Genomic DNA, 12,433 nt, shown 5'->3' on the forward strand with positions numbered 1-12,433 from the left:
GGATCAGGAAATCTGCACTTCGTCGCAACGAGGTTGGCACCGTCGTGCCGATCAACAGCGTCAAGAGTGCGATGAACAGAGGTGGCGGTGAGCTCGGGATGTACGTCGAAGACGTTCGCCAACAGCGCGCGGGGCTGTTCCTGCGCGACGTCGCTTACCGAATCCATGCCGGCCTTGAACTTCGCGACGGCTCGCGCCATCGGTCGAACTTTCCTCACCTCGTCAGGCAGCCGATCAAGGATGCCGACGAGCAGCGCGCTGCCGACGAGGCCAACAACATGCCCAAGTTCATGGCCATGTTCGAGCGCCGAGCACGCAAGGGTCAGTGCGTCAATCAGCCTTATCTGGGCTGTCGCGAGTTCGCCTGCGATTTTCGTCTGGTCGAAGACCTCCAGGCAGCGTCCGCGCCGATCGTCGAAAGCCGCGATCTTGGCTGGATGCTGCACGATCTCGATTTCGACAACCCGGCCGATCCACAGCCCCGCTTCTTCCGTGCCGAGTTGAAAAGCGGTGTCCTCGCAGTTCCCGACTGGAATGACCCGGAGGTGAGACGATGATTCTCCAGGCGCTCACCGACTACTACGCGCGCAAGGCCACCGATCCGCGGACCAGCCTGGCGCCCGAGGGGTTTGAAGTCAAGGCGATTCCGTTCGTTCTGGTGATCGACGCGGGCGGCCGCCTGCTGCAGTTGGCGGACCGGCGCGAGGGGGTGGGCAAGAAGAAGGAGGGTAAAGCCGAACTGGTTCCCCAGGGCGTAAAGAAGACTTCAGGCGTGGCAGCGAATCTGCTGTGGGACACCGCCGAGTACGTTCTCGGCGTCGACACGCGCGGCAAACCCGAGCGCGTTGCCGAGCAACATCTGGCCTTCGTCCAGCGCTTTGTCGACGCTTTTGGCGGTGATCCCGAGGACGCTGGCCTTCGTGCCGTCAAGGCCTTTCTCGAAAAGCACGTGCCGTCGACCCGCGAGGAACTGTCGTCCCATCCCGCCGGCGCGGAAATCATGGAAACAAACCCCCTGCTCAGCTTCGAGTTGCATACCGACCCGGTACTCGTTTGTCAGCGGCCAGCCGTGGTCGCTGCGCTGCAGGCCGGGCAAGGCGGGCCGGGCGCGCCGGCAGACGGCATCTGCCTCGTTTCCGGTGAGGCGGATGTCATTGAACGGCTGCATCCATCGATCAAGGGCGTCTGGGGTGCGCAGACCTCGGGGGGAAATATCGTTTCCTTTAACCTCTATGCCTTCTGCTCGTACGGCAAGGCGCAGAGCTTCAACGCGCCGATCGGCAGCCGCGCCGCTTTCGCCTATACCACGGCCTTGAACCACTTGCTCGGCAAGGGCTCCCGACAACGAATCCAGGTCGGCGACGCGTCGACGGTGTTCTGGGCTGAAAAGGAAAGCGGTGCGCCATTCGAGACGGCTTTTCTGGATTTCCTCGACGCGCGCCGGGACGATCGCGATCCCGACCGGGGAACGCAGGCGGTGGCGAGCCTCTACGCCTGCGTGCGCGACGGACGCCCGTTCACCACCGACGACCAGCAGCGCTTTCACGTGCTGGGTTTGTCGCCAAACGCCGCGCGTATCGCCGTCCGATTCTGGCACGTGGCGAGGATCCGCGAGCTGGCGACCGCCTTCCAGCGTCACTTCGATGACCTGGAAATCGATCGGCCGGCTTACGAAGCGGCGGCGCCGCTGTCGCTGTACCGTCTTTTGAGCAGCACCGCGCTGCAGGGCAAGGCCGAGAACATCGCTCCCAAGCTCGGCGGCGACGTCATGCGCGCCATCCTCAAGGCGCTGCCCTATCCGGAAACCTTGATGCAGAGCACGCTCAGACGTATTCGCGCCGAGCGGGAAGTGAGTTTCCCGCGTGCCGCCCTGCTCAAGGCCTACCTCATTCGCAATCGCCAGGACAAGGAGGTCACCGTGTCGCTCAATCCCGAAAATATCGATTCCGGCTACCGCCTCGGACGCTTGTTCGCTGCGCTGGAGCGTGTCCAGGAACGCGCCCAGGGCAACCTCAACGCCAGCATTCGTGATCGCTACTACGGCGCTTTCTCGACGACACCGACGACTGTCCTGCCGACCTTGATGCGCCTGAAAAACCATCACCTCGCCAAACTTCCCAACCGCGGCGAAGCCGTCAATCTGGAGAAACTGCTCGCCGAGATCGTCGACGGGCTGGCCGATGTGCCGGCGCGTCTGAGCCTGACCGAGCAGTGCCGCTTCGCCGTCGGCTACTACCACCAGCGTCAGTCGTTTTTCAATCGGGCCGAAGCTCAGGCCGCCGATCAACCCGCCACTGCTGAATAAGGAACGACCATGAGCCTCAACCACCGCTACGATTTCGTGCTGCTCTTCGACGTCAAGGACGGCAATCCGAACGGCGATCCCGATGCCGGCAACCTGCCGCGACTTGATGCCGAAACCGGCCACGGACTGGTGACTGACGTCTGCATCAAGCGCAAGGTGCGCAACTACGTCGGCATCGTCCACGGCGAGCAGCCGCCCTACGAGATTTACGTCAAGGAAAAGGCGATCCTCAACCGGCAGCATGAGCGTGCCTACGAAGGCATCGGCAAGAAAGACCTGCTGAAGGGCGACGACAAGAAGCGCAAGGGCGGCGACGCCGTCGATGAAGCACGCCAGTGGATGTGCCGTAATTTCTTCGACGTCCGCACCTTTGGCGCGGTGATGTCCACCGGCGTGAACTGTGGGCAGGTGCGCGGCCCCGTTCAGCTGACCTTTGCGCGCTCGGTTTCGCCGGTGGTGGCACTCGAACACTCGATCACGCGCATGGCCGTCGCGACCGAAGCCGAAGCCGAGAAGCAGAGCGGCGACAACCGCACGATGGGGCGAAAGTTCACCGTCCCTTATGGCTTGTACCGTGCCCACGGCTTTGTTTCGGCGCATCTTGCGCGGCAAACCGGCTTTGGCGAGGCCGACCTGGAACTTTTCTTCAGGTCGCTGGAAAGCATGTTCGAGGAAGATCGTTCGGCGGCTCGAGGTGAAATGGCGACACGCGGCTTGTACGTCTTCAAGCACGATTCCGAGCTCGGCAATGCGCCGGCACACGCCTTGTTCGACCGCCTGACGGTGCTACGGCAAGGCGACGAGGTGGTGCGCGCCTTCACGGCCTATTCCGTGCTCTTCGATGGCAGCGAGGTCGCGCTTGGCCAGTCTCTCTCGGTCTTGCCGGGGGTCACCTTGATCAGGCGGTGTTGAACGGCAAGCCGAGCGTGTCGTCGGCGAGAAAGGTATATTGCTCGCTGATCGTATGCCGCGATGGCCGGGTGGAGATGAGAACGAGCGGCCTCACCCCGGAAATCATTCCCGGGTTTTGATAAGGAGTCAGGCCATGGACTGGCGTGAGCGTATTGTTTCCGATCCGGACACGCTGTTCGGAAAACCCCGCATCAAGGGCACACGCATCGGCGTGGCACTCGTTCTTGATCTGCTGGCGTCCGGTTGGAGCGAGGTCCAGATACTCGAAATCTATCCGCACCTGCAGGCGGAAGATCTGCAGGCGGTGTTTGCCTTCGTTCGCGATTGCCTGCAAGACGAGACCTACATCATGCGCGCGGCGATTCACCCACCCGGGATCGTAGCGTGACGCGAAGCGTTCTGGCCGACGAGAACTTCCCCTTGCCGGCGGTCAACAGCATTGGCGCCGCTGGCTATGATGTGCTGGCGGTAGCGCGTAGCAGCCCGGGCATCAACGATCGAGCGGTGCTTGATCTTGCACGCCGCGAAGGCCGCTGCCTGTTGACCTTCGACGCCGATTCTGGCGACCTGGTCTTCTTTCAGGGCGTGCCTCCGCCGCCGGCCATTCTCGTCTTCCGAATTCAGCCGATCGTCATCGCGGACGTAGTGGCCGCCGCCTTGCGTGTCCTGGCCGAGGTGCCGGACGGTTCTCTGGCGGTCATTACGCGCGCTGAAATTCGCTTGCGGCCGCTGTCGGCAGTTGGCGCCGGTGGCTGACTACGCCGAGCCGATTCCAGTGTCGGCCATTCAGCACTGGTGTTACTGCCCGCGCCAATGCCTGCTGATCCACGCCGAGCAGGCATTCGCCGAGAACGTGCATACCATGCGCGGGCAGGCGGTGCATGCGCGTGTCGATCAGGTGGGCATGGAAACGCGGGCAGGAGTTCGCGTCGCGCGCGCGGTGCCGCTGTGGTGCGACCGGCTTGGCCTGATCGGTAAGGCCGACGTCGTCGAGTTTCTCGCCGACGGAACGCCTTACCCCGTCGAGTACAAGCATGGGCGCAAGGGCAAGGCGGCGAAAGGCGTGCATGACCACCTCCAACGAATAAGGATAGATCGTGCGAAGCCACGATCTGATCCGTTTGTTGGACGAGCCCGGGCCGGAGCGCTGGGCGCGCCCTCTGCAAATATCTTTTTTGGATTTACCCCGCAGGCATGAATGCCGAAGGGCGGGGAGCGGGCCGTCGCCGCGCGCTGCGGCACCGTCAGCGAAGATCGCGCAAATCCGGCCGTTTTGGCGTCCCGGCCACTGAACTCCGGGCGACCCCGTCACTCAGCTTGGGGAAACTGAAGTCCCAAAGGCGGCCGGACAGCGCTGTGAAGGCGGCTTACACGATCAGGCAGCGATCGCCACGAGCGGTGGAGCAGCGACGAAGGCGGGCGATGTTGATCGAATACGCGTCCGGACAATTGACATCACGGAGCCACAGCACGGGCAAAGCATCGCTGGCCGCTCCTTGCGCGGCGGCGTGAAGCGGCTGGGATCGAACTTCAGCAAGCGGTGCAGCAAACTGATCAGGCGCTTGCAGTTGGCGTGCAGGAAGCCGAAATTGCGGGCGCGGCGAAAGCCCTTGGGTAGCACGTGCTGGAGGATCAGCCAGAGGAAATCGGCGCCGGCTAGCGAGCGCTTTTCCGACTTGCCGGTTTGTGCGTTGCGGTAGCGGAAGCTCACCCGCCCATCCTTACAAGCGAGGATGTCCTGTTCACGGATGACGCCGCGGTAGAGGTAACGACCGAGGTAGATCAGGGCCTTCTCGCCGCTGCCCACCGATTTGCAGTGCAACGAATAAGGATAGATCGTGCGAAGCCACGATCTGATCCGTTTGTTGGACGAGCCCGGGCCGGAGCGCTGGGCGCGCCCTCTGCAAATATCTTTTTTGGATTTACCCCGCAGGCATGAATGCCGAAGGGCGGGGAGCGGGCCGTCGCCGCGCGCTGCGGCACCGTCAGCGAAGATCGCGCAAATCCGGCCGTTTTGGCGTCCCGGCCACTGAACTCCGGGCGACCCCGTCACTCAGCTTGGGGAAACTGAAGTCCCAAAGGCGGCCGGACAGCGCTGTGAAGGCGGCTTACACGATCAGGCAGCGATCGCGACGAGCGGTGGAGCAGCGACGAAGGCGGGCGATGTTGATCGAATACGCGTCCGGACAATTGACATCACGGAGCCACAGCACGGGCAAAGCATCGCTGGCCGCTCCTTGCGCGGCGGCGTGAAGCGGCTGGGATCGAACTTCAGCAAGCGGTGCAGCAAACTGATCAGGCGCTTGCAGTTGGCGTGCAGGAAGCCGAAATTGCGGGCGCGGCGAAAGCCCTTGGGTAGCACGTGCTGGAGGATCAGCCAGAGGAAATCGGCGCCGGCTAGCGAGCGCTTTTCCGACTTGCCGGTTTGTGCGTTGCGGTAGCGGAAGCTCACCCGCCCATCCTTACAAGCGAGGATGTCCTGTTCACGGATGACGCCGCGGTAGAGGTAACGACCGAGGTAGATCAGGGCCTTCTCGCCGCTGCCCACCGATTTGCAGTGCGCTACCCATTCCCGCGGATAGGACGCCGGCAGGCAAATGCCGGCCGCCTCGATCGCCGCCAGCATTTTGGCCCGGAAGACCTTGGCCATCGCCTTCTCGTTGAACAGGTAGGTGCCGTTCTTGCCGCGCCGCTTGCGTCGCCAGCGCTGCTTCGCGGCATCGATCGCTGCCGCGGGGACGACGAGATGGACATGCGGGTGGAAGTCGAGCCGACGCGAGTGCGTGTGCAGGACCGCGATGGCGCCGGGCGTGCCCTGCAACTGCCGGTCGTTCTGACTGAAGCGGTGCACCGTTTCCCAGGCACAGCGCATCAAGCCATCGAAGACGACGTCGGCGTGCGCCGCAGCGAGCCCGCGCAATTCGGCCGGCAGCGTGAAGGTCAGCAGAAAGTAGTCGGCCGGGACGAGGCGCTCTATCTGACGTTCCAGCCATTGCTGGCTCTCGTGGTGCTGGCAGTGCGGGCAAAGGCGATGGCCGCAGGAATGCGGAACGAGTTTTTGCTGATCGCAGCCTTCGCACTGGAGCTGCATCATCGGGCTGGCCGGGCCGCGGCAATCGCGCATCGCCGAGAGTGCCCGAAGCTGATCGAAGCTCAGGCGGTGGCGAAATTGCGTCATGAAGTCCGCTTCGAATTCGGCAATGACAGAGCCGAGGCGGATCATCGCGGCGTCCCCTTGCTCAGGCAAAAGCGGTCCATCAGCGCGTTGATGCGGTCGATGGCGTGATGCCGGGTTTGATCCGTCAGATGGGTGTAGCGAACCGTCGTGAGAATCGACTGATGGCCGAGAATGCTCTGCACCTCGGTGAGCTCGACGCCCGCCTCGATCAGGTGCGTGGCATAGGCGTGACGCAAACTGTGCGGCGAAATGTTTTTTTTAGCCCGCAGGATTCGACCACCGCCCGCAGTGCCTTCTGAACGCCGCTGCGATTGAGCGGTGTCCTGGCGCTGCTCGCACCTGGCAAGCCGCCGCGGCGATTGGGAAACAGCAGAACGGGATTACGGTGGCGCTGCCAGAAACAACGCAGGAGTCGGTAGGTGGCCGTCGGCAGCGGCACCAGGCGATCCTTGTTGCCCTTGGCATCGCGGATATGCACCCGCCCGCGCGCGCCGTCGATGTCGGCGACCGTCAGCCGTAAACCTTCGCCCAGGCGCAGGCCGAGACTGTAGAGGGTGAAGAAGAAGACCCGGTAACTGAGCACCTGCGTGGCCAGGAAAATCCGCTCGGTCTCCTCGACCGTGACGATGTCCGGCAGGCGCTGTGAACGCGGCGGCTTGATCAGACCGGGCGCCACCCAGGGTTTCTTCAGCACGTGCTCGTAGTAAAACTTGAGCCCGTACAGATCGAGCTTGAGCGAACTCCAGGAGTGCGTCTCACGCAGGTCGGCGAAGTAATCCAACAGGTCGGCCTCGCTCAGATCGTCGATCTGATGAGCGAAGTAATCTCCCACCCGGCGGACGGCGCGCGAATACGCGTCGATCGTCTTCGGCTGCAAGCCCTTGAGCTTCAGGTGCTTCTGGTGCAGCTCGTAGTTCGTGTCAAAAATCGTCGTTGCGACAGCGGACATCTCTTCCATCTTGCGGTAACCTCGCATTCGTCATGAACGTCCCTCGGATGAGGGGCGAGGTCACATCTTGAGTCAACGCGACGACAGCACCGGGGTTTCCTCCGCGTAGCGGCTTCGTCCAACTAGCCGCGCAAGCGCTCTGTCTCGAAGAGATGACCGGCCGGGACGTCGCCGTTGGCGCCATCTATCACGCCACCTCGCATCGCCGCCGCGAGGTGGCCATCGACGATGGCCTGCGCGCGCAGGTCGAGGAAACGGTCGCCGCAATCCGGCAGGCGCTGGCCGCCGGTCAGTTGCCGGCACCGGCCAACGACGAACGCTGCCGCGAATGCTCGCTGATCGATCTTTGCCAACCGGCACCGCTGGCGGCGCTGGCGCGTCAGCAAGAACTCGCCGCGCAGCTCTTTGTGGCCGACGATTGACGATGCAGACGCTGCTCAACACGCTCTACGTCAGCACGCAGATGGCCTACCTGCATCTCGACAACGATACGCTGCGCGTCGAGGTGGAAAGGCAAACAAGGCTACGCGTGCCGTTGCATCATCTCGGTGGCGTCGTTCTTTTCGGCAACGTGCTGGTTTCTCCGGCGCTCATTCATCGCCTGGCCGACGAGGGCAAGAGCCTGGTGCTGCTCACCGAGAACGGCCGCTTCAAGGCGCGGATGGAAGGGCCGGTTTCGGGAAACATCCTGCTTCGCCAGGCGCAGCATGCCTGCGCCGCGGATCAGGCTTTTACGCTGACGATCGCGCGCGCCTTCGTCGCCGGCAAGATAAGGAACGCGCGGCAAGTCCTCCTGCGTGCTGCGCGCGAGGCCAAAGACGAAGGCGATCGGGCGCATCTGACCCGGCGCGCCGACGACCTGGCGGCTGCGCTGCGCACGCTGCCGGCGGCCGGCGACCTCGACACCGTGCGCGGCGTCGAAGGCGAGGCGGCGCGCCAGTATTTTGCCGGCCTGAACCTGGTGCTTCGTCCCGAGTCGCGGGCGGTTTTCGCCATGGACGGTCGCAGTCGCCGGCCGCCGCGCGACCGGATAAACGCCTTGCTGTCTTTCCTGTATGCGATGTTGATGAACGACTGCCGCTCGGCCGTCGAGGCCGTCGGGCTCGATCCTCAATTGGGTTTCCTGCATGCCGTCCGGCCCGGACGTGCCGCTTTGGCGCTCGATCTGATGGAGGAGTTCAGGGCCCAGGCCGATCGCCTGGCGTTGACGCTGATCAACCGTGGCCAGCTGCAGGCTGGCGATTTCACCGAACACGAAGGCGGTGCGGTGACGCTCGCCGACGCGGGACGCAAGACGGTGATCGTCGCCTGGCAAGAAAAGAAGCGCGAAGAGCTGGCGCACCCCTTGCTGCAGCAAGCGGTGGCGATCGGCCTGCTGCCGCTTCTCCAGGCGCGCTTTCTGGCACGCACCGTGCGTCGTGAAATGGCGAGCTATCTACCCTTTCTATCGAGGTGAATCGTATGTTGGTGATCGTCTGCTACGACGTCAGTACCGAGACCCGCGCCGGCCGTCGCCGCCTGCGGCGAGTCGCCAAGGTCTGCGAGAGTATCGGCCAGCGCGTTCAGAAGTCGGTCTTCGAATGCCGGGTCGACCGCCTGCAGCTCGAAGAGCTGGAGCGCCGCTTACTGGCTGAAATCGTCGTCGACGAGGATTGCCTGCGCGTCTATCGGCTCGCCGAAACGCGCGCTTGCGAAGTTCGCGAGTACGGTCGTTTTCGTGCCCTCGACTACGATGCGCCGCTGCTGGTGTAGTCTGCCCCGCAGCCATGCGCGGACCCCCAGCGACCAGAAAAACGCGGGGTAAGTATTCGGCCAACCCGTAGCGCGCCAGCGCCATTGCCGAGGCGGGTTAGCGGCAGAGGACTGATCGGAAGGATCGGTGAAGGGGATAGAGCCAGATATCCTTGATCGGGAGGATCGACTTGCGGGTGGGGCACTTCTTGCCTCGGCCGGCGGTTTGGCCGACCTTGATCCAGTTGGCGGCCTGGTAGCAGGTGCCGCGATGGCGGGGCGTCTCGACGAAGGTTTCGAGTAGTACGGGGCGGTAGCCGTAGCGCGCCAGCCAGTCCTTGGGCAATTGCCGCTGCATAAGCGAGAGGATCTTGGAGGCCAGGCCCTTGCACTGGATCCAGGGCAGGATCAGAAAGCGGGCATTGTTCACCACCAGTTGCAGGTTCCTTTGTCGCTGCTCATCGTGCCAACCGATGAATTGCTCGCGCGCGGCGAGTTTCCAGGCGCTGGCGCCGAAGCTGAGCAAGGCGACCAGGGTCTCGCCGGCGAAGACGAAGTAGCGGCTCTGACTGCCCGCCATGGGCGTGTGGCCGAGATAGTGGTAGCGGGCGATGTACTCGTTCCACAGACGCGAGTTCGCCGAACCGACGACCTGATGCAGACGCAGCGGCGGCAGTTCATGCACCGGCTGGGTGAGCAACGGTTGTGGATCGGTGGCGTGAGTAGGCAGATACTCGGGTTGGCGAGGAGCGGCCCGTCGTGCCGCCGGCAGGGTGAGCAGGCCGTCGGCCTGCATACGCAGCATGGCCACCCGGCAGGTCATATCCTTCAGCTCGCCATTGGGCTTACGCCAGTCGAAGAGCTCACACACCTGGCGCGACAGTTGCGCGCGGCTGCTGCCAGGATGGGCTTCGATCAGGCGGCAGAGGGCCTGCAGTTCGTCGTCGGTAAAGTGACGCCCGCAATAAGGCTTCACGAGCTATCGATGGGACGGCTCTGATCGACCGGGATGCCACGCATCTGAGCCAGTCGATCGGTCGCCATCGCCCAGGGCAGAAAGGCACTCAAGTCCGTCGGCGGCAGGTTGCCGTTGGCGGCGCAGGCCTCCAGATACGCCGTCAGCCAGGTGCGCGGGTTGATTCCCCACAAGCGCAGCGTCAGCAGCAAGCTGAACATCGTCGCGGCGAGTGCGCCGGACCAGAGACTGCCCGACCCATAGAAGTTCTTGCGTGCGACCACCGGCGTGCGCTGTGCGCGCTCGGCGGCATTATTGTCCATCGCCACCTCGGGGCGGTCGACAAAGACGGTCAGGCCGGACCAATGTTTGCGCATGCTTCGCAGCACCTTGCTCGCCGGCATTTTGAGCGCCGGGTTCGCCAGTTCGCTTTCCCGTTGACTGGCCATTTGCGTGATCGCCTGCCGCAAGGCGCGGTCGCGTTCGGCCCACTGTACTGGGTCGCTACGGACTTCCAGGCGCCGTCCATTCAAGTGGTAGAGCTGAGCGATCTGCTCGACCCAGGCCAGTGCCCAGTCCGCGAGCTCCGGATGGGCGTTGGCCAGTTCCAGGAAATCACGCCGCTGATGTGCCCAGCAGAAAGCCAGAATGAAGTGGTCAAGAACTCGCGCGAGCTTCTTGTAGGCCGAATAGCGATCACAGATGATGACTCCTCCGGCGCTACCGGAGAGCTCCCGGATCGGCACCGCCGCCGAGCGGCTCGGGTCGAGCACGAAGTGGATGACCGATGGGCCGTGGAACACCCAGAAATACCAGCGATGTCCGACCTTCCCTTCGGTCTCGGCAAAGACCCGCCAGCGGGTCTCGTCTGCGTGCCACTGTTTCTCGCTGCGTAGTTGGCCAAGCAGTGCTTCTTCAAGCGGCTCGAACAGCGGTGCCAAGGCACGCAGTCCGCCGGCCACCGTTCCTGCCGAGAGCGTCAGTCCGTGGTCGGACAAGTCTCGCAGAAGCCGATGCGTCGGCTGGCCGTACAAGAACTTCGACAGCAGCAGGTGCACCCAGATCGACACGCCGTACTTTCCACGCGGGATCAATCGTGCCGGCGGTGGCGCGGTCAGAATACCCCGCGCGCCCGAACACTGACAGGTCCGCCGGTAGCGCCGCCGGCAGATCTTCCGGCGGTAGGCCTTGACCTCGATCTCGAGGACTTCACTGTCTTCCGTGCCGGGAAAGTCGACGTAGCCCAGACCACAGTCCGGGCAATGCGGGCAGTCGATGTCGATGACCTCGATCTGCGTCGGCAAGTGACTTTCCGGGTTCCGCCCGTGACCCGCTGCTCCCGGTTGCTGACCTCGAGCTCGCGACGATTTTTGGTCCGCCGCCGGGTTCTTCTCGGCTCCCGAAGAGCGTTCTGACTTGCGACCAAACAGGCGTTTTTGCAGATCGCGGATCTTGCCCTTGGCCTGCTCCAGTTCGCTGCGCAAGGCCGCCTCGCGCGCCGCCGCTTGCGCCATTTCCACCCGATGAGCGGCCTCCGATTGCGCCAACCGAACCAGCGCTTGTCGATGTTGGCTCCGCCAGAAGCTGGCCTCCCAGCGGAGCTTGATTTCCTGCTCCTTGGTCAACGTCACCAACACCTCGGCGAACGGCGCCACTTGGCGGTGACTTGCCGCCGATCCTCCGCCAATGATGTCCGCACCCGTGTCCATGCGCCGCATGGTGCCGGATTTCCGCTGCTGTGTCCAGTCCAGATTTCCGGTCTACCCGCCAATCGCTGACTGAACCACGCCGACCAAAAAAGCGGGGGCTACGGGTTCACCGAATACTTACAACGCGGGAGTTTCGCGCGCCATGCACGCCCTTGTTTTTGCATGGAAAATATTCAACGCAGCATTCTCAATTGCCGGCAGCATCCCGTTCGCGTCGAGGTTCGCGCAAAGCGATCCAGAACCGCTGCCTGCACAAGCACTTGGACGCGAACGGACACGCTCCCCGGCGACGGGGAGCGAGGATTGAAACAAATACCGCACCGCCATTGACGAGGAAATCGCCGCGACACGCTCCCCGGCGACGGGGAGCGAGGATTGAAACTTTCCAGACTTCGCCGAGGTCGGTGTTGACGAAGGACACGCTCCCCGGCGACGGGGAGCGAGGATTGAAACCTGAATGAGTTGTTTGTGGCTGGGATTCATGGTCGAGTCATGACACGCTCCCCGGCGACGGGGAGCGAGGATTGAAACCTACCCAGCCCGCGATCGTAAACGTTGAGGCGGCAGACACGCTCCCCGGCGACGGGGAGCGAGGATTGAAACATGGTTAAACCTCCTCGCCGATCAGCTCACAGCGAAGACACGCTCCCCGGCGACGGGGAGCGAGGATTGAAACAGCGGCCGACGGCTGGGC

11 protein-coding genes, 3 pseudogenes and 1 CRISPR repeat array (1 of these 15 running past the window's edge) are annotated in these 12,433 nt (G+C 63.5%); of the genes and pseudogenes, 9 read left to right on the forward strand and 5 right to left on the reverse strand.

Features of this window, described 5'->3' with window-relative positions; all coding sequences use genetic code 11:
• Nucleotides 1-44: 44 nt before the first annotated feature.
• From cas5c to QZ656_RS22075, 6 genes and pseudogenes are all read left to right on the forward strand, one after another.
• Nucleotides 45-557 carry a type I-C CRISPR-associated protein Cas5c gene (gene cas5c / locus QZ656_RS22050; protein WP_366522218.1) on the forward strand — a complete coding sequence of 171 codons (513 nt, stop codon included), beginning with the start codon at nucleotides 45-47 and terminating at the stop codon, nucleotides 555-557.
• A complete protein-coding gene (cas8c, locus tag QZ656_RS22055) occupies nucleotides 554-2,305 on the forward strand; it encodes a type I-C CRISPR-associated protein Cas8c/Csd1 (protein WP_291995420.1) in 1,752 nt (583 codons plus the stop codon). Before cas5c ends, cas8c begins: the two co-directional genes overlap by 4 nt.
• Before the next feature lie 9 nt (nucleotides 2,306-2,314).
• Nucleotides 2,315-3,217: a type I-C CRISPR-associated protein Cas7/Csd2 gene (gene cas7c / locus QZ656_RS22060; protein ID WP_291995421.1), complete on the forward strand. Its 903-nt coding sequence runs from the start codon at nucleotides 2,315-2,317 to the stop codon at nucleotides 3,215-3,217.
• 133 nt (nucleotides 3,218-3,350) lie between these two features.
• Entirely contained in the window at nucleotides 3,351-3,605 is a 255-nt protein-coding gene (locus tag QZ656_RS22065; RefSeq protein ID WP_291995422.1) for a DUF433 domain-containing protein, read from the forward strand.
• A complete protein-coding gene (locus tag QZ656_RS22070; protein WP_291995423.1) occupies nucleotides 3,602-3,973 on the forward strand; it encodes a DUF5615 family PIN-like protein in 372 nt (123 codons plus the stop codon). The genes QZ656_RS22065 and QZ656_RS22070 overlap by 4 nt, the downstream gene beginning before the upstream one ends.
• Nucleotides 3,966-4,274, forward strand: a pseudogene (locus QZ656_RS22075) (Dna2/Cas4 domain-containing protein); the annotation flags it as partial. The gene QZ656_RS22070 and the pseudogene QZ656_RS22075, both read left to right, overlap by 8 nt.
• A gap of 318 nt (nucleotides 4,275-4,592) precedes the next feature.
• On the opposite strand, the gene QZ656_RS22080 reads toward QZ656_RS22075, so the two are convergent.
• The 3 genes and pseudogenes from QZ656_RS22080 to QZ656_RS22095 form a co-directional block, all read right to left on the reverse strand.
• Nucleotides 4,593-5,270 carry a transposase gene (locus tag QZ656_RS22080; RefSeq protein WP_291994115.1) on the reverse strand — a complete coding sequence of 226 codons (678 nt, stop codon included), beginning with the start codon at nucleotides 5,268-5,270 and terminating at the stop codon, nucleotides 4,593-4,595.
• A 63-nt stretch (nucleotides 5,271-5,333) separates the two neighbouring features.
• Complete coding sequence (locus QZ656_RS22085) at nucleotides 5,334-6,440, reverse strand: transposase (RefSeq protein ID WP_291991620.1); 1,107 nt, start codon at nucleotides 6,438-6,440, stop codon at nucleotides 5,334-5,336.
• Nucleotides 6,437-7,371 (reverse strand): annotated as a pseudogene (locus QZ656_RS22095) (site-specific integrase). Before QZ656_RS22095 ends, QZ656_RS22085 begins: the two are co-directional and overlap by 4 nt.
• A gap of 101 nt (nucleotides 7,372-7,472) precedes the next feature.
• Between QZ656_RS22095 and QZ656_RS22100 the strand changes: the two are divergent.
• The 3 genes and pseudogenes from QZ656_RS22100 to cas2 form a co-directional block, all read left to right on the forward strand.
• Nucleotides 7,473-7,766: pseudogene (locus tag QZ656_RS22100) on the forward strand (Dna2/Cas4 domain-containing protein); the annotation flags it as partial.
• A 2-nt stretch (nucleotides 7,767-7,768) separates the two neighbouring features.
• Complete coding sequence (cas1c, locus tag QZ656_RS22105; protein ID WP_291995424.1) at nucleotides 7,769-8,800, forward strand: type I-C CRISPR-associated endonuclease Cas1c; 1,032 nt, start codon at nucleotides 7,769-7,771, stop codon at nucleotides 8,798-8,800.
• Between the two features lie 5 nt (nucleotides 8,801-8,805).
• Nucleotides 8,806-9,096: a CRISPR-associated endonuclease Cas2 gene (gene cas2, locus QZ656_RS22110; protein WP_291995425.1), complete on the forward strand. Its 291-nt coding sequence runs from the start codon at nucleotides 8,806-8,808 to the stop codon at nucleotides 9,094-9,096.
• A gap of 97 nt (nucleotides 9,097-9,193) precedes the next feature.
• On the opposite strand, the gene QZ656_RS22115 is transcribed toward cas2, so the two are convergent.
• Nucleotides 9,194-10,051 carry a DUF4338 domain-containing protein gene (locus QZ656_RS22115; RefSeq protein ID WP_291991654.1) on the reverse strand — a complete coding sequence of 286 codons (858 nt, stop codon included), beginning with the start codon at nucleotides 10,049-10,051 and terminating at the stop codon, nucleotides 9,194-9,196.
• Nucleotides 10,048-11,748: an IS66 family transposase gene (locus QZ656_RS22120; protein WP_291991655.1), complete on the reverse strand. Its 1,701-nt coding sequence runs from the start codon at nucleotides 11,746-11,748 to the stop codon at nucleotides 10,048-10,050. The genes QZ656_RS22115 and QZ656_RS22120 overlap by 4 nt, the downstream gene beginning before the upstream one ends.
• 264 nt (nucleotides 11,749-12,012) lie before the next feature.
• Nucleotides 12,013-12,433: a CRISPR direct-repeat array (repeat unit 37 nt; unit sequence GACACGCTCCCCGGCGACGGGGAGCGAGGATTGAAAC) (it continues 344 nt past the right edge of the window).

Origin of the sequence: Candidatus Accumulibacter sp. ACC003 (assembly GCF_907163085.1) — a bacterium.
GTDB lineage: Bacteria > Pseudomonadota > Gammaproteobacteria > Burkholderiales > Rhodocyclaceae > Accumulibacter.

What these genes read in the sequence shown, in the direction of transcription:
- cas8c (WP_291995420.1), top strand. Translation starts at nt 554, where the DNA reads ATGATTCTCCAGGCGCTCACCGACTACTACGCGCGCAAGGCCACCGAT.
- cas2 (WP_291995425.1), top strand. Translation starts at nt 8,806, where the DNA reads ATGTTGGTGATCGTCTGCTACGACGTCAGTACCGAGACCCGCGCCGGC.
- QZ656_RS22120 (WP_291991655.1), bottom strand. Translation starts at nt 11,748, where the DNA reads ATGCGGCGCATGGACACGGGTGCGGACATCATTGGCGGAGGATCGGCG.
- QZ656_RS22085 (WP_291991620.1), bottom strand. Translation starts at nt 6,440, where the DNA reads ATGATCCGCCTCGGCTCTGTCATTGCCGAATTCGAAGCGGACTTCATG.
- cas1c (WP_291995424.1), top strand. Translation starts at nt 7,769, where the DNA reads ATGCAGACGCTGCTCAACACGCTCTACGTCAGCACGCAGATGGCCTAC.
- QZ656_RS22065 (WP_291995422.1), top strand. Translation starts at nt 3,351, where the DNA reads ATGGACTGGCGTGAGCGTATTGTTTCCGATCCGGACACGCTGTTCGGA.
- cas7c (WP_291995421.1), top strand. Translation starts at nt 2,315, where the DNA reads ATGAGCCTCAACCACCGCTACGATTTCGTGCTGCTCTTCGACGTCAAG.